The sequence below is a fragment of the Candidatus Poriferisodalis sp. genome (assembly GCF_965219595.1).
GTDB lineage: Bacteria > Actinomycetota > Acidimicrobiia > Acidimicrobiales > Poriferisodalaceae > Poriferisodalis.
Window position 1 is genome coordinate 2,215,084 of record NZ_OZ244781.1, and the last position, 16,580, is coordinate 2,231,663.

The following is a 16,580-nucleotide window of genomic DNA, read 5'->3' on the forward strand; positions in this document are numbered from 1 at the left end:
TTCCGCCCGCGGACCTGTCATGTCAACCTCCTGAAGTGTTCGATGACCGCCGCGAGCCGGTCCAAGTAGCGCTCGGACCGCTTCTCGTCGAACGTGGTGTAGATGATCTCGAGATCGTCCTCATCAAGGCCGTACAGGTGAGCCACACATGCATCGAGCTCGTGAATCAGGTCCTGCTTGGTCGCCTCGTTATTCGCTGAGCCAACGGGTACCCCGACCTCTGCGGCCCACTCCGCGAACCGGTCATCGACAGCAGCTAGCCGTCCCGCAATCTCGACCACCCGATCCCGCACAGGATTTCCCTTGCCCGGGTCCGGAATGGACAGCAATCCCAACTGCTCGAATGTCATGTGCAATTCGACGCTGCGGCGAGCCTGCCAGTCACAGGGCATGGACGAAAGCACACCGAGAAGGAAGGCCTCATCCGTCGGCGTGCCAGCAACCCTGAGGAGATACGGCGCTTGATGCACTATGACTCGCTCACCGGGCACGAGCGCTGCGATCAGCGAGCGTGTATCAGTCGCCCTAGCTACGTCACGAAAGGTGATTCGTGCGTGCAGACACGGCAACGTATCCGGATTGTCAGTAGTGGCGTGTTCCTGTGCGGCGAAGGCCGAGGCGGATTTCGAACGCTGCGTCAGGCGTTTGTCGTGTAGGTGCTCGATCATCTCATCGGCAACGGCGCTGTCGTAGTAGGTGCCCGTGTCGGGCTCCCAGATGTTGAACGACGAGCCCTTGTAGACGGGCCAGATGTCAGGCATCTCGAGGCCTACTTGTTCGCCGAGCCGCAGCGCCATCGTCGTTCACGAACCGCTCCCGGTCCCGGGTCGCGTCGAACTCACGGACAGGGCGGAAGCGCCATCGTCGTTCATGAAGAGGTGTCGGTCGTGCGTCGCGTGGAGCTCGGCGATTGGGCGGAAGCGCCATCGTCGTTGAGGAAGCGGTGCCGGTCGGTCGTGGCGTTGAGGTCGCCCTGGACCGGTCGGAACCGCCACGTTCGTGGCCGTTCCTGATGCTTGAGAATCTTGCGGGGGGGGGGGGGCCAGCGCGTCTGGCGCATTCGCGCCATCGAAACGCGGCTGCAGCTTCATACGCCGCCACACGCGGAAGGCATCACGTCGCGGAATCTGCGGAAAGGCTGCTGTGTTGGACCAGCTCAGGAATTCTGAGACCGGGATCAGTTCGGGCTTGCCGTCGACCAGTTCTCGAAAGTGAGCGAGCGAGCGGGCCGGTCCGGGGTAGATCGCTACGTGCGGGTCGTCGGCTTCGGCCTCAAAGCCACCCCCATGGTTCGGCGGCCCGGCTGCGCTTGCGGGCCGCGACGATGGCGATCGTGTAGCGGCCGTCCACGTCGTCGAACGTCCATTGTTGGGCATTGAGGCACGTGACGACCGTGAGTTGCGCGTGACCGCGGCCAGCACCACCGTGTAGGAGTTGTGGACTCCCTCGAACACCCAACCCTTGTGATTGATGAGGGTTGAGGTGGCGATGCACTGGATTTGTCCCCCCCCCCCCCGTCGATGCTGACAATCTCCTGACGCCAGTTCGCCATGCCCGCGTCAGAGACGGCCGAACGCGGCAAGACGATGCCCAGCCTGCCGCCATCGCGGCAGAGCGCGAGATTCGCCCACGCGAACGCCTTGTACAGGTCGGTCTGGCCGGTGCCGAGATGGGGGAACGCCGCTCGCAGGATCAGCTTGAGAAACTCCGCGCGTTCTCGCTCGGACTCAAACTCCCCTGTGAGATCAGGCCGTTGCGCTTCCAGCGTGTCAATGCGTTCCCGGCGGCGCGCGACCGGCAGCGAGCGCACGCCGGGCAAGTGCATGCCCCACCACACTTCGCGGTCGACCACCACTTTCTCCCACGGCGGGTTGCCCAGCAGGCAATCGAAGCCGCTCCGCCCTGATCTCGCGAATACCTCGGGCCATGTCGTCGGGTAGTGAACGGGCGCCAGTCGTTCGATGACGCTTCGCACCACAGGGTCATCAGCCAGTGCGGCGATACGAGCCGGGGTGAAGTCAAAATCGCGATGTATCTCGATCATCCCAGCACGGACAGCGGTCGCCACGTCGAACACGTCGTCGATTGGTCGGACTGCTGAACGAGTGGCGAAGTGAGCATCCCTCGCCGCTGCCACTTCGGACTTGTCAGCGTCGTTCAGCGCGGCGAGCCGAGCCAGCGGCTCGTGGATCGCCTCGATCATGATCTCCAACTGGTGTACGAACAGCGAGGGTTGCGATTTGTCTCCTTTGGGCCGAACAGCCAACGCGCCGTCCTCCACCGAAGCAACGCCGGTGAGGCTGTCGCCGTGGACGAGGTTGTGGTCGAGGAAGGACAGCGGGAGGCCGGGCACGAAGGTGTGGACCCAGATGGCGAGACGCGCCAGCTCGACGGCAACGCGGTTCTTGTCGACGCCATAGACGCAGTGTCGAGCAATCTGGCGACGCAGCAGCGAGCCGGTCTCGATCTCGACTCCGTCGCCCAAGTCGCCGAGTTCGTCCATGGCGACGTTTCGCAGCCTGTTCAGTTCCACCGTGATCGCCGGAACCGGGTGTAGCGAAAGCCATGCCGACAGACGTGCCTCGATCCGGTCGACTGCCGCCACGAGGAAATGAGCGGAACCCATGGCGATGTCTGCACACCGGAAGTCGAAGAACGCCGCAGCCACCCCAGCGTCGTCATCAGCGTCTCGCAGCGTGTCGAGCCGGCCGAGGTGGTCGTCGAGCGCGGGTTCGAGCGCGTGATCCAGCAGGTGCTCTACCGCGAACGGCTTGGTGAAGTAGGAACCTGTCGCCTTGCGGGCGCCGGAAAGGTTGTGGAAGTACACCTCGCCGGCCTTCACCACCGCCTCGTCCTTCGCTCCGGCAGGCACATACTGCAGGTCGCTTTTGACTTTCTTGACGGTCAGGTCGTCAGGTGCAACTGACAGCTTCGATTCCAGCAAACCCTCATAGATCGTTCCAAACTCCCGCACCGACAGCGACCGGAAGTCGACGGGACCCAGCCCCTGAGGGCCGTGGTCGACCAGCGCCGCCGCAAGAGCGGGGCCGAACTCGGCGTTAGTGAGGCGCAACTGTGCGATCGCTGCGCCGGTAGGGCTGACCTTCGGATCCTCAGAGAACAGGCCTCCGTTGTAGGTCGGCACGCCCCAGTCGGCGTTGCCCTGGTTGACCGCATCCCACAGGCCGCATACGTCATCCCACATGTCGGTGGCGCGCTTGTCGAAATGAGTCCTGGCGTTGTGCTCGTCATCGGCGAGTCGTTGAGCCATGCGCGACAGCGAGTGATCCGCGTAGCGGCCGTTGCTGCGGTAGGGGAGCAGATCCTTGTCTTCGGCGTAGGCGACGAACAACAGCCGGAACAAGATGACCATGACTTGTTCGTAAGCGTTGTCGAGGACGGTTTCGCTGATGCCGCCTGCGGGCGAGTTGTCGCCGAGCCGCGTTGCGACAGCCTGAGCCAGCGTCGGAACCGTCTCGTGGTAGACCCGTTCGCGCAGCCGGACAGCGAGATCGGCGGCAAAGCGCTCGGAGTCGTCGAGAATCTCATGCAGCGAACCGCCACGGGCGATTGCAGTGGCCGAGAACAGCAGGTGCAGGTAGCCGGCCTGTGCGGCAGCGAGGAGCGACAGGTTCAGCTCGACGTACGTCTCTGCTCGGCCCTTGCGACCCACGCCGACGCCGGGCCGTGCTGAGTAGAGGCGAATCTCCGAGGCGCGGGTGAGTACCACCCAGTCGACGTTCTCCCGATCCGCCAGCGCCAGAGCTCTCGACACAGGCGACATGCCGTCGAACCGGTCGGACGGCGCTTCGAACGGTTCGCTGTCGTCGCAGAACACGGCGATGGCCTCGCGCCGACCGGCGATCGTCAGCAATGAGGCGTTTGTGGCGAGCGTCGCAATCTTGTAGCCCAATCCCTCGATGAGCCGGCGGCCTCGCTTGTCGAGCAGCGGAGCGGCATCGCCTCTGGCAGATGCCCAGTCGGGGCGCAGCGGGACGCCCGCGGTGAGTTCCTGGGTTGCGAGCAAACCCGAGTTGTGGAGGCCGGGAAACGGCGAGTCCAGTTCCGGAAGGGCGGCCATCAGCAGGCGGGTGGCCGCATGATGATTCGGTTCGCTGAGGGCGACGTCGGCAAGACGCTCGGCTTGGGATACCTCCACATCGAGATGCGGCACCGGATGGTCGCCTGTCGGACCGCATAGGGCTACGCACTCGCCGCCTGAAGCCTCAGGCGATGGGTAGAACACGATCAGCAGCACCGGTGCAGCCCGCTTGTTCCGTCGGGCCGCCCATGCGGCACGCAGATCGGCCACAGTCGGCTTGCGGGTGGCTGTCGCGACCGCTACCTCTAGGCCATTGCGCCCCGGTTGGACGAACAGCTGGACGGCTGCAAGGGAGTTCGGAAACCCAGACGGCGCCGTCCACGTCTGCGGCACCCGGTCAATGAGGAACTCCTCCATGAGAGCGCTGAGCGTAGTTCCGCGGCGAAGTTCAGGTGATTCCGTGGCGCTTTGGGCTTGCAGGGCGTTGCGTGGGCGCGACTGGTCCGGCTTGGGTGTGAGCGAACAGGCTGATTGCGGGAATCATCGAACCCCGCAATGACTACCCGTCAGTGCTTTGGATATGTAATTTACTGACATTGACTATTATAGCCAATAATTAGATGTAACATATCTGTAATGAACTGAATAGCTTTGAATAGGCCTTCTTGTCACATGCAGCGGCTATGATGAACGTATGTTCTCACAGGTGCAGCAGGCGCTTGAATCCCTCAGCGCAGCCCTCGACGGCGTCGAGATGGCACCGACCGGCGAACTGCGGCGCGCACTAGGTCTCGCCAAGTCCCTGCGCACCAAGGCTGAGCTGCTGGAGACCCGAGCCGCTTCGCTGGTCGCCCAGCGTGAACGGCACGGCGACGGGGGCGCCGGGCTGCTGAGCCAAGTCGGCGGCCGGTCCCGATCCGAGGCTGCCCGCAACGTCCGGGTCACGGCGGAACTGACCGCGCTGCCCGACGCGCAGTCGGCAGTCGCCGAGGGCGAGATCAGCTTCGCGAACGCTGCGAGCCTGGCGCAGGCCGCACGCAAGACCAGCCCCGAGGCAGTCCAAGACGATGCCGACCTGGTCGAAATGGCCAAAGCACTGCCCGCAGACGAGTTCGCGCAGGCTGCCCAGCGCTGGACAATCCAGCACCAGAGCGCGTCCAACCTGGAAGCACAGCATCGCCGCAACCGGCGCAATCGCAGCGTGCGGTTCTGGAACGGCGAAGACGGCACCGTGCAGATGCGCGGTGCGTTCGACGCCGAGATGGGCGCACGAATCCAGAGCCGCCTGCGCGACACAGCCGAACAGCTTCGACGCGCCGACCGCCGCAAGCTCCGCGACAGCACCCATGCCGCGGGAGGCACCGCTGACCCAGGTGAAAACGGAGCTGCCGTCAATGGGACGACGCCTCCTGGCACGCGGGTCGAAGCTGTTGTTCGGACACGTGATCAACGCATGGCCGACGCCCTCGACAGGCTGCTCGCCGGCGCCCCATCGACTGCTACGGCCCCGACAGGCGCTGCTGCTGGCCCTGGCCCTGGCGCCGCCGCGGAGTCCTCTGAGGTACCCACGTCGGCAAACCGTCCGTTCGCCGGAGACCACTCCGCAGCGGAGTCTTCTGAGACCTCAGCAGCGCTGATTCGAACGCCGTCGGCGGACGATCTGATCGGCCTTGAGCAGCGTCGCACGGTCACGGAGATCATCGTGCGAGCCGATCTCGACGCACTGCTGGGCAAGCCCGGCGGTATTGCCGAGATCGCCGGCGCCGGTCCCATCCCACCGAGCACGCTGGATCGGCTCCTCTGCGGCGCCGACCTGTCGTTAGTCTTGTGCGGCGCAGACTTCACACCGCTATACGAGGCCGTTGCCAGCCGGGCGCCGACCGCGGCTCAGCGCCGCGCCCTGATCGCCCGCGACGGCGCATGCATCGGCTGCGGCGAACCCCCCGGCGAATGCGAGGCGCACCACATCATTCCGTGGAAATGCGGCGGCAAGACACGCGTCGACAACCTCGTGCTGGTGTGCTGGTCATGCCACGACCTCATCCACGACCACAACTGGCGAGTGATCGTCCGCGACGGCCGGTTTCGGCTGGCCCCACCCGACCCGGCACATCCGCACAACCCAGCCCGATCGCGCAAACCAGTCAGCAAAGTGCGAACAGGCGGTGTGAACCAGTCGGCGGATAGTCGCGGCCACAGTGAGGGCAGGGAAGCTGCCGGCCCCACTTCGATGGATCGAGATATGGGTGACGATGGCTCCCCGACCGAAGACGACCGATCACCGCCAGAAAGCGATCAACACGACCTGTTCACAGCGGCATGAAACTTGCTGTCTCGCCGCACCAGCAGGGTGACGACGGGCGTGCCGTAGCGGCGCACGCGATGCGTCTGCCACGCATGGTTCGAACCGGGCTCGATCTCGCGGTCCGATTCGCACACCAGCACGTTGGCGTTGACTGTGTCGAGGACATCGCTCCAGCCTTCGAACCGATAGGGCGGATCGGCGAATGCAAGGTCGACCGGATCGCCATGGACCGCGAGGTACCGGCCGACGTCGGACCGAATCACCGTGGCGCGATCGCTGATGCCGAGTGCTGTCAGGTTGGTTGCGATGGTTCGGCAGGCCGCTGCGTCGGAGTCCACGAGCGTGGCGTGCGCGGCACCGCGCGAGAGCGCCTCGATGCCGAGCGCGCCGGAGCCGGCGAACAGGTCCAGCACCGTGGCGTCCTCGGGCAACCCCAGACTCACGAGCATGTTGAATATGGCCTCGCGGGCGCGGTCCGATGTCGGACGAACCGCCTTCGTGCCGGCCATCTCCAGGCGGCGACCGCGCAACGCCCCGCCGACAACGCGCATGGCGTCACCGTAGGCGGGAGGCCCACGGGTGTGGCAGCAGGCGTATGCGACACTGCGACCATGGACGACGTCGCGGTGCCCGCAGAGATCGTCTGCGTCGACTGCGGTGGGCGCTGCGGTCTGCTGAGCGTGCCGGAGCCGGACTGGGGCTTCCAGCCCGGAGATGTCGTCGCCTACCGCTGTGCTGACTGCGGCGATCGCTGGGATCTCATCGTCCCTGACACCGAAACCGCAGGCTGATCCGGGCCGCGGCATCGCCTGCCGGCTCGGCGGGGAGGGTCCCTCGATTCGTGACCGTGGCGCGGTACGGTCGCCCCACTGGACACGGATCGATCCGGAGGGACCGTTTTCGGTGGTCATGGCGATGTATCCAGGCTCGTTCGATCCTGTGCACAACGGGCATCTCGACGTGATATCGACGGCGTCTCGGCTGTTCGATTCGGTCACGGTCGCGGCCATGCGGAATCCAGCCAAGGCCACGCCCCTGTTCTCCGATGACGAGCGCGTCGCGATGATCGTCGAAGCCACGAGTCATCTCGGCAACGTCTCGGTGGTGCAGTTCGGAGAACTGGTCGTCGACCTTGCTCAGCGCCTCGGTGCCGATGTCATCGTGAAGGGGCTTCGCAGCCAGAGCGACTTCGAGTCGGAGTTGCGCATGGCGCACATGAATCACTCGGTCACCGGTGTTGAGACCGTCTTCGTCCCTCCGCGGACCGAGCATCTCTTCATCGCTTCCAACTACATCCGGGAGATCACCAAGTTCGGCGGCGACTGCTCGCACCTCGTGCCGCCTGCGGTGGCCGCTCGACTGAAGCAGCACATCACGCAGGAGGCGGGCACATGAGCATGTCCGAGGGGGGCGTCGAGGCGCCGCCGCAGTTGGGGGTTCACCCCGCAGCGCCCCAGCCGCAAGCTCCGTTCGGGCAGCCGTCGTTCGAGACTGCGGCGGCCACTGAGGAGACGCCGACGTCAGCACATGCTCGTGGCCCGGCAACGCTCGCCCCACGCCCTGCCTCGGTGACGGCCGAGCAGTTCATCCGTGAGGCCATGGAGATCATCGACGCCGCACGCCCGATGCCACTGTCCACCTCGGTCATGATCAACCGGGACGAAGTGATGACCCTGCTCGAGTCTGCGCTGGCAGCCGTGCCCGACGAGACACGCCAGGCCCGCTGGCTGCTTCGCGAGCGTGATGAGGTGCTCGCTCAGGCACGTGTTGACGCCAATCTGGTCATCGATGAGGCGCGCAGCCGCGTCGCCCAGATGGTGCAGCGAACCGAGGTTGTGCGTGCCGCCGAACGGCGTGCGCGCCAGCTGCTCGACGATGCCCGAATCCAAACCCGTCGCCGCCGCCACGAGGTCGACGAGTACTGCGAGCGGCAGCTCGCGCAGTTCGCGAGCGCTGTCGACCAAGTTCAGATTGCAGTACAGGCCGCTCGGCGAAAGCTCGGCAAGCGTGCCGCGACGCCGGTGACGCCTGCATCACCGAGTGCTCCGCCTGCACACAATGGAGGAGAAGCCGCTGGCACTGGAGCGCCCGGACCGGCCGGCCGCGGCCCTGACGCTCGTCCGCCCGACACTCATCCAGTGGTGTTCGACCAGGATCAGATGTGAGCAAGGGGGACCGTCACGGGTCCCTTTCTGTGCCCCTGCGGTTGATTTCGGACGGTCAGCTCGCGTGGTCTGCGACGGTGCCAGCGTCAGCGCTGCTCGACCCTGAGTCACGAGACGCCCTGAGCATCGCCGATGTCGAAGTGCCGCTCGACAGTGATGTCGAGGTGGCATTGGCGCTGGAACTGATCGGCGGCGGCCTCAGCGTCGCCGGTGAGGTCACGGCCGCTTGGACGGGTCCGTGCGCTCGTTGCTGGCTGCCGCTCGACGGGGAGGTGCGGACGGCGGTCCGCGAGGTGTTCACCGCCGAACCCCGTGAGGGCGAGCAATACCGGCTCGGCCCCGAATATGCAGATCTCACTCCGATGGTGCGAGAGGCGGTGCTGCTGGAGCTGCCCATCGAGGCCATCCGGTGCCCGCATTCCGAGCCGTGCCCGAACCTTCCTGCAGAGCTCGCCGAGGCCAGCGAAGAAGCGTCCGAAGGCGGCCTGGCGGAGCTCGCAGATCCGCGCTGGGAGGCGCTGGAGGCGCTGCGGGGCCGCACGGATGAGACCTCTTGATATCCGGTTCGCGTATCGGGTCGGGAGCGCCAATGGATAGGCTGCATGGTCCGCTCGAGGAGTCGATCCGATCGAGGAGCCCGAACGGTGGCAGTCCCCAAGAAGAAGACATCCAAGAGCAAGACGCGTTCGCGTCGCGCTGCGGCGTGGCGTCTGGCCGAGGCGCCGCGGAGCATGTGCCCCCGTTGCGGCGCTGCAAAGCTGCCCCACCGAGTTTGCGGGCAGTGCGGTTGGTACGGCGGTCGCCAAGCCCTCGATATCGCCTAGGCCAGAATCGCGATAAGCCGTGCCGAATGGCAACCTCGGGGCCGGGCTGATGACGCTGCCGGTCGCCGTGGACGCAATGGGCGGCGATGATGCCCCCATTGCGGTCGTGGAGGGTGCGCTGGAGGCCGTGCGCGAGGGCCTCGATGTCGTCCTCGTGGGTCGCCGCGATGCGATCGCCGCTGTCGGAGGCGAGTCGCTCCCGATGATCGAGGCCGCAGATGTCATCGAGATGTCCGAGGAGCCGAGCCGTGCGGTGCGGACCAAGAAGGACTCGTCGATCAGCCGTGCGGTGAACGCAGTGCGCGACGGCGAGGCCTCGGCGATGGTGAGCGCCGGCAACACCGGTGCCGTAGCGGCCGCAGCCCTGCTGAGGCTCAGGCGCCTGCCCGGAGTTGCCCGCCCGGCCATAGCGACAGCGTTTCCCGTCCCCGGAGGCCGCACTGCACGCGTCCTGCTCGACTCGGGCGCGATGGCCGACTGCAGCGCCCAGTGGCTGCACCAGTTCGCCCGGCTCGGCTCGGCGTACAGCCGCATCCGCTTCGGCGTGGCGGCACCGCGGGTCGGGTTGCTCTCGATCGGCGAGGAGCCCGAGAAGGGCAACATGCTCGTCAAGGAGACTCATCAGCTGCTTGCGGCCGACGACGAGATCGATTTCTACGGCAACGTCGAAGGGGGCGATCTCCTCGACGGCCCCGTCGATGTCGTGGTCACTGACGGCTTCACCGGCAACGTGCTCCTGAAATCTCTCGAAGGCACGGCGTCGTTCTTCGTGCGTCTGATCCTCGAACGTCTCGCCGAGGGCGGGGAGGCGGGCGCAGAAGCACTTCGCCTGCTGGCGCCGCTCGCCGACGAAATGAGCGCCGACAACATCGGCGGAGCGATGCTGCTCGGCGTTCGGGGAGTCTGTGTGATCGCGCACGGTTCGTCGAGTCCGAAGGCCATCACGAGCGCCATCAGGTCCGCCCACCGGATGGTCGAGGCTGATTTGCTGGGCGAGCTGGCGGCCGTCAGCCTCCCGTCGCCTCCTGCGGACCACCGGTAGGCTCGTGGCCGCCATGCCCGCCGAAACTCACGTGCGCCAGAGTCCCCCCGAGCGCGAGGAGGTCTTCGATCTCATCCGCGACCAGCTCGCCGACATCTTGGAGCTGGAACCCTCGGCGGTCGCCGAGTCGTCCTCGTTTGTGGACGACCTCGGAGCCGATTCGCTGGCACTGATCGAACTGGTCGAGGCGCTGGAAGAGGAGCTGTCGGACCGCACGGTGGGCTTTCGCATCGAAGACGAAGACCTCGAAGACCTCAAGACCGTGCGCGATGCCATTGACTACGTGATGGAGCGCGTCGGCTGACGTGGAGGCCGCTGTCGCCGAACTCGCTGAGCACGACAGCTTTGAGAGGCGTGTCGGATATCGCTTTGCTGACGCCGGACTTCTGACCGAGGCGCTGTCGCACCGGAGCTGGTGCCATGAGCGCAACGTGGAACAGCCGACGGGATCGCAGGTGGCCTCCAATGAACGCTTGGAGTTCCTCGGAGACGCCGTGCTGGGTCTGTGTGTCTGCCAGCTTGCAGTGACGCGCTGGCCTGATCTCGGACCAGGTGACCTGAGTGCGGTGCGATCCGCCGTAGTGAACGCCGGCGCGTTGGCCGAAGCCGCTCGGCACTGCGAGCTCGGGCAGGCACTGCTGCTGGGCAAGGGTGAGGCTGCGACCGGTGGCGCCGACAAGGAGTCGATCCTGGCCGATGGGCTCGAAGCGGTGCTGGGCGCCGTGTTTCTCGACGGCGGCCTCGCTGCTGCTCGCGACATCGTCGAGCGGCTGCTGGGCGAGCGTCTCGCCGAAGCGGCGAGCGAGCCGGGCACGCGTGAAGCAAAGAACCGGCTGCAAGAACTCGTGGCTAGGCAATTCGGCACCGAGCCCACCTACGACGTGTCGAGCTCGGGACCTGCGCACCGCCCTCAATTCGTTGCCGCGGCGCGCGTATTCGATGAGGTCTGGGGGCGCGGCGAGGGTTCCACCAAGCGTGCTGCCGAGCGTCGCGCGGCGCAAGCTGCGTGCATTCGCCTTGCAGACCTTGACGATCCACCTGTCGATGCGGAGGAGCCCGCTCATGGCTGAATTGCCGGAGATCGAGATCGCCCGACGCGATCTCGACAAGGAAATCACGGGCCGCCGGGTCAAAACGGTCGATGTCCCGGGCACCAAGAAGGCACTGCCGGCCATGCGGTCGAAGCAGCAGTTCGCCGACCTGCTCGAAGGCAAGAAGATCTTGTCGGTGTCTCGCGACGGCACGCTGCTGCTGTTCGACCTTGGGCCGGACGAGGTCATGGTGGCGCACTTTGGCGCTACGGGGTCACTGCGGCGGGCCACGTCCAGAACGCCACAGGATCCCGACACCAAGGTCGTGCTGACGTTCACCAAGGGCGGACAGTTGCGCCTGCTCGACTCGGGTGCTGAGGCGACGCTGCGCGTGATCGCCAAGAACCGCTACCACAAAGTGTTCCCGGACCAGGTCGATCTCGGCTTCGACCCGGTTGACATGCCGATGCCCTGGACCGACTTCGCCCTCATGCTGCGCGGTCGTTCCGACACCATCCGCGAACTGCTCTTGGACCCGACCTTCGTCGTGGGGCTCGGACCGATGTATTCCGACGAGGTGCTGCATGCAGCGCGCCTCTCCCATGCACGAGTTGCCAGCGAACTGAACACCCAAGAAGTGCGGCGGCTCTACCGCGCCATCGTCGAAACGGTTCATAACTCCATCAAGTACCGGGGTTCGGGCACCAGCGGCCACCTCGACATCTTCGGCAAGTCAGGGGGCTTCGATCCCTATCTCGAAGTCTTCGGGCGGGCGGGCGAGCGATGTCGCAATGGCCGGGGCGATGTCCTCACCACGGTCATCCGGGGTGTGACGCACCACTACTGCGATTATCAGGTGTAGACGCCAACCCTCACACTTCGAGCTGCCGTGTTCCTTCGCTCCCTGACACTGTCCGGTTTCAAGTCGTTTGCAGACACGGCCACGCTCACATTCGAGCCAGGCGTCACGGTGGTGGTGGGCCCGAACGGCAGCGGCAAGTCGAACGTCGTCGACGCCATCGCGTGGGTGCTCGGTGCGCAGGGGCCGCGCGCATTGCGAGGCCAGCGGATGGACGACGTCGTTTTCGCGGGTACTGATCGCCGGACGGCTCTGGGCCGAGCACAAGTCACCCTGATCATCGACAACGAGTCGCAGACGCTGCCCACGCAGACTGCAGAAGTAGCCATCACCCGCACGTTGTTCCGCTCGGGCGAATCCGAGTATGCACTCAATGGGACGCCCTGCCGGCTGCTCGATCTGCAGGAACTGCTCAACGACGCCGGGGTCGGCCGCCAGCAGCACATCATCGTGGCCCAAGGCCAGATCGAGCAGGTCCTGGCAGCCCGTCCCGAAGAACGGCGAGCGCTGATCGAGGAAGCGGCCGGTGTGCTGAAGTTCCGTCGCCGCAAGGAGCGCGCCGAGCGGCGGCTGGAGGGCACCGAGGCAAATGTGACTCGCCTGGTGGATCTGCAGCGTGAGCTGCGTCGCCAGCTTCGGCCGCTGGAGCGGCAGGCCACCGCTGCTCAGCGGCACCGGGAGATCAGCGCAGAACTGGCTGAGCTTCAGCTCTACAACGCGGGACGCGAGCTGGCTGCACATCAGGCGGGGCAGAGCACGTCCGACGCTCGGCGGGTCACCTTCGCAGCCCAGCAGGAAGCGGCGGTGGCATCGATTTCCGACATCGACGGGGCGATCGACGGCGCGCAGTCACAGCTCGCACAACTGTCAGCCGAGCCGGCTGATCGGCTGCCGCGGGCGGTGTCGCTGTCGGAGCGGGCGCGCGGCTTGATCGGCCAGACGTATGAGCGAATGCGCTCAGTCGAGCGCGAGCGCAACGCCCTGCTCGATTCCGACGTAGTGGTGACGCTGACCGACGAGCACGCACGCGTCTCAGCCGAACTGGCAGAGATCGACGCAGCCCCCGCGCAGTCTTCGCCTTCGAAGGAACCGCCGGACGAAGCGAACTTGGAGACCGGCGACGATGCGGCGGTGAATGAGGCTGAAGAGGCCAGTGCCGAGGCCGAGGCGCGTCTCGCCGCTGCAGCCGCCACGCTGTCAGAGGCCGACGAGCATCAGCGGAGCTCGGCGGAGGAGCTGCAGCACTGGATCGGGCGGTTCGAGGCGTTGGCGTCGGCCGTCGCCGCTGCACGCACCGATTCCGGCATCGCTGCGCTGGATGGCGTGGCCGGAGTCGTCGGTGTGCTCGGCGATCTGGTGACGATCGATGTCGGCTGGGAGGCTGCCGCCGAGGCTGCTGCGGACGGAGCGCTGCTGGCAGTCGTCGTTCGCGATGACGGCGCAGCTTCCGCGGCGCTTGCAGCGCTTGCTGACAGCGATACGAACGGCTCGGTGATCTCGCTCGACAAGCTGCCCGTCGCTCGCGAACCGAGCCGCCAGGCAGCAGACGGCGAGTTGGTGCGGCCGCATCTGCAGGTGGCTGTCGAAGCTCCGGAGTGGTGCCGCGATGAGCTCGAGACGTTGCTGGACGCAGTTGTCGGTGCAGCGATCTGTGTTCCGGGCGATTGGTCGAGCGCGTACGACCGCGCGCTGGCCGACCGCGACGCGGTCTTCGTGACGGCAAACGGCGACCGGTTCGGGCCTCGACGTTGGCGGATCGGCAGCGCGGGACCGGCTGCGGCCACCGCGGCGCTCGATCACGCCCGCGGACGGATTGACGACCTGACCCACGACCATCGTCAGGCTGCCGCAGCGTGGGCTTCGGCACGGCAGGTGCACCGGGCCGCGCTCGATGCGTTCCAGCAGGCTCAGCGCACAGCGGAGACGCTGCGGCGCCGCATCGCCACTGCTGCGGCCCGGCAGGCCGCTCAGGCTCAGGCCGCCCACGACCGGGCCGCCGCGCAGCAGCGGCGCCGGTCGGCGCTCGCCGAGCGGCTCGGTGCCATTTCCCAGCGTCTTGCAGGTCACGAGAATTCCCACGCAGCCGCTGCCGCTCGGCTGGACAGGGCCGAAGTCATCGTGTCGGGGTTGGATCATCTTGCGCTGCTGCTCTCGCAGCACCGTCAACGCCTCGATGCCGAGGCGCGCCACTTGCGTTCTCGCCACGAGGCCCGCACCGAGCTCATTCGGCAGCTCACGGAACGTCTCGATGCACTCCGTCACGAGCGCGACGCTACTGCTTCCCGCCTAGAGCGGTTGCGCACTGAACTGGCGGCTCTCGACGTGGCGGATGCGGAACGGCGCACCAAGCGCGACGCCCTGATCTCGGCGCTGCGTGCGGACTTCAATGCAGACCCGGCGACGGCGCTTGCTGCATCGCCGCCGCCGCTGCCCGACGGCGTCACCGCCTCGGCGCACGAGCGGGCACTTCGCGCGGATCTGAACCGTCTGGGCCCGGTGAACCCGCTGGCGCTGTCGGAGTACGAGGAGGCTTCGGAGCGCTTCGAATTCGTGGCCACCCAGCTCGCGGATGTGCGCAACAGCCGCAGAGAGCTGCACAAGGTCATCCGTGCCATCGACGCAGAGATCATCGCCACATTCGCGGACGCATTCGAAGATGTCGCCCGGAACTTTGCCGAGCTGTTCGGCACACTGTTCCCGGGCGGCACGGGCCGGCTCTCGCTGACCGATCCCGAAGAGCTCCTCACGTGCGGTGTGGAACTTGATGTTCGGCCGGCCGGCAAGCGCATCGGACGGTTGTCGCTGCTGTCGGGCGGCGAGCGTTCGCTGGTGGCGCTGGCCTACCTCTTTGCTGTCTTCCGCAGTCGGCCGTCGCCGTTCTATGTCCTCGACGAAGTCGAAGCAGCGCTCGACGACGTCAACCTGCAGCGTTTCCTCGATCTGGTGGCAGAGTTCCGGCGGGAGTCGCAGTTGATCATCGTGAGCCACCAACGACGCACGATGGAATCGGCTGACGTCCTGTACGGCGTGTCGATGCCGCCCGGCGGATCGAGCGTGGTCGTTTCGGAGCGGCCTTCCCAAGCGGCCGCACTCATCGCTGCTGGCGGCTCACCCGGCGCCGACGAGCCCATGGCAGAACAGCCCGAGTCGGAGCACGGCAGGGAGCCCGCGACGGTGCCTCGGTAGCCTGCCGACCAGTGAGCACCACGACAGTTCTCATCGTCATTGTCATCTTTGTCGTGGCGACGGTGCTCCTCGGCTCCCTTCCATTCGTTCATCGTGCAAGGCAGCGGTGCTCGAGACCGGCATCGCCGCACACGCCTGTCGCCGTGTCCCCACCTGCGGCACGGGCGATCGATGAGCCGGTCGCGGTGCGGGCGCCGACCCCAGCCACCTTCAGCTCGGGACTGGCCTCATCGCGCCGCACGCTGCGCGAGCGCCTGGCGTCGATCAACCGACGGCAACCTGACGAGACCGCGTGGGAGAGCCTGGAAGAGGCCTTGCTCGGCGCCGATGTCGGCGTGGCGACCACGATGGCCACACTGGAACGCCTGCGCAGCACTGCCGCCGATCAGGACATCATCGATGCCGACGAACTGGTGCAAGCGCTGGCTGACCAGATGCGCGCAGCGCTTGATGCGGATCGCACGCTGCACGCGACCGCTCCGGACCGGGAGGGCGCCACGCCTGTCTGGCTGTTCGTGGGAGTCAACGGTGTGGGCAAGACCACCACGATCGGCAAGGTGGGCGCCCGGCTCTCGGCGGACGGTCAGCTTGTGGTGATGGCGGCCGCCGACACCTTCCGCGCAGCCGCGGCCTCGCAGCTGCAGACGTGGGCGGATCGATGCGGGGCGGAGCTGATCTCGGGCAGCTCCGGGGCGGATCCCAGCTCGGTGGTGCATGACGCCGTCAGCGCGGCGGCGGCCCGCGGTGCCGACGTGGTCCTTGCTGACACGGCCGGGAGGCTGCAGAACCGCAAGAACCTGATGGATGAGCTCGCGAAAGTCCGCCGGGTCGCTGATCGTGAACCGGGCGCAGTTGCCGAGACGCTGCTCGTCATCGACGCCACGACTGGTCAGAATGGCTTGAGCCAAGCGCGGGCCTTCGCCGAGGCCACCGATGTCACGGGCGTGGTGCTCACCAAGCTGGACGGCTCGGCCAAGGGCGGCATCGTCTTCGCCATCGAGGCCGAACTAGGCCTGCCGGTGAAGCTGGTGGGGCTCGGCGAAGGCCCCGACGATCTCGTCGACTTCGACGCCGACAGCTACGTCGATGCGCTGCTCGGCGTCGATGCCGGCTAGTAGGGATGAGT

The 16,580-nt window shown here is 66.4% G+C and carries 15 protein-coding genes; 12 read left to right on the top strand and 3 right to left on the bottom strand.

The window, feature by feature from the left end; translation table 11 throughout:
• Positions 1–17: 17 nt before the first annotated feature.
• Together ACOQPE_RS09860 and ACOQPE_RS09865 are read right to left on the bottom strand one after the other, a co-directional pair.
• On the bottom strand, positions 18–761 hold the full coding sequence (locus ACOQPE_RS09860) for a hypothetical protein (protein WP_420608747.1): 744 nt from the start codon (positions 759–761) through the stop codon (positions 18–20).
• A gap of 485 nt (positions 762–1,246) precedes the next feature.
• A complete protein-coding gene (locus tag ACOQPE_RS09865) occupies positions 1,247–4,459 on the bottom strand; it encodes a hypothetical protein (RefSeq protein WP_420608748.1) in 3,213 nt (1,070 codons plus the stop codon).
• 277 nt (positions 4,460–4,736) lie between these two features.
• Between ACOQPE_RS09865 and ACOQPE_RS09870 the strand changes: the two genes are divergently transcribed.
• Positions 4,737–6,365: an HNH endonuclease signature motif containing protein gene (locus ACOQPE_RS09870; protein WP_420608749.1), complete on the top strand. Its 1,629-nt coding sequence runs from the start codon at positions 4,737–4,739 to the stop codon at positions 6,363–6,365.
• Here ACOQPE_RS09870 and rsmD read toward each other — a convergent pair.
• The gene (gene rsmD, locus ACOQPE_RS09875; protein WP_420608750.1) at positions 6,338–6,898 is read right to left on the bottom strand and encodes a 16S rRNA (guanine(966)-N(2))-methyltransferase RsmD; all 561 of its coding nucleotides are present in this window, start codon (positions 6,896–6,898) and stop codon (positions 6,338–6,340) included. The genes ACOQPE_RS09870 and rsmD overlap by 28 nt on opposite strands.
• A gap of 60 nt (positions 6,899–6,958) precedes the next feature.
• Between rsmD and ACOQPE_RS09880 the strand changes: the two genes are divergently transcribed.
• From ACOQPE_RS09880 to ftsY, 11 genes are all read left to right on the top strand, one after another.
• A complete protein-coding gene (locus tag ACOQPE_RS09880; RefSeq protein WP_420608751.1) occupies positions 6,959–7,138 on the top strand; it encodes a hypothetical protein in 180 nt (59 codons plus the stop codon).
• 118 nt (positions 7,139–7,256) lie between these two features.
• The gene (gene coaD / locus ACOQPE_RS09885) at positions 7,257–7,742 is read left to right on the top strand and encodes a pantetheine-phosphate adenylyltransferase (protein ID WP_420608752.1); all 486 of its coding nucleotides are present in this window, start codon (positions 7,257–7,259) and stop codon (positions 7,740–7,742) included.
• Positions 7,739–8,512, top strand: coding sequence for a hypothetical protein (locus ACOQPE_RS09890; protein ID WP_420608753.1), 774 nt, complete (start codon positions 7,739–7,741; stop codon positions 8,510–8,512). The genes coaD and ACOQPE_RS09890 overlap by 4 nt, the downstream gene beginning before the upstream one ends.
• Before the next feature lie 77 nt (positions 8,513–8,589).
• On the top strand, positions 8,590–9,069 hold the full coding sequence (locus tag ACOQPE_RS09895) for a YceD family protein (protein WP_420608754.1): 480 nt from the start codon (positions 8,590–8,592) through the stop codon (positions 9,067–9,069).
• 45 nt (positions 9,070–9,114) lie between these two features.
• On the top strand, positions 9,115–9,336 hold the full coding sequence (gene rpmF, locus ACOQPE_RS09900; protein ID WP_420608755.1) for a 50S ribosomal protein L32: 222 nt from the start codon (positions 9,115–9,117) through the stop codon (positions 9,334–9,336).
• A gap of 19 nt (positions 9,337–9,355) precedes the next feature.
• Positions 9,356–10,378, top strand: coding sequence for a phosphate acyltransferase PlsX (gene plsX / locus ACOQPE_RS09905; RefSeq protein ID WP_420608756.1), 1,023 nt, complete (start codon positions 9,356–9,358; stop codon positions 10,376–10,378).
• Between the two features lie 13 nt (positions 10,379–10,391).
• Positions 10,392–10,682, top strand: a complete 291-nt coding sequence (locus ACOQPE_RS09910; protein ID WP_419854094.1) for an acyl carrier protein — start codon at positions 10,392–10,394, stop codon at positions 10,680–10,682.
• Position 10,683: 1 nt separating this feature from the next.
• Complete coding sequence (gene rnc / locus ACOQPE_RS09915) at positions 10,684–11,448, top strand: ribonuclease III (protein ID WP_420608757.1); 765 nt, start codon at positions 10,684–10,686, stop codon at positions 11,446–11,448.
• Positions 11,441–12,271 carry a DNA-formamidopyrimidine glycosylase family protein gene (locus ACOQPE_RS09920; RefSeq protein ID WP_420608758.1) on the top strand — a complete coding sequence of 277 codons (831 nt, stop codon included), beginning with the start codon at positions 11,441–11,443 and terminating at the stop codon, positions 12,269–12,271. The genes rnc and ACOQPE_RS09920 overlap by 8 nt, the downstream gene beginning before the upstream one ends.
• A 27-nt stretch (positions 12,272–12,298) precedes the next feature.
• Positions 12,299–15,454: a chromosome segregation SMC family protein gene (locus tag ACOQPE_RS09925; protein ID WP_420608759.1), complete on the top strand. Its 3,156-nt coding sequence runs from the start codon at positions 12,299–12,301 to the stop codon at positions 15,452–15,454.
• A gap of 11 nt (positions 15,455–15,465) precedes the next feature.
• Complete coding sequence (gene ftsY, locus ACOQPE_RS09930; protein WP_420608760.1) at positions 15,466–16,569, top strand: signal recognition particle-docking protein FtsY; 1,104 nt, start codon at positions 15,466–15,468, stop codon at positions 16,567–16,569.
• Positions 16,570–16,580: the final 11 nt, after the last annotated feature.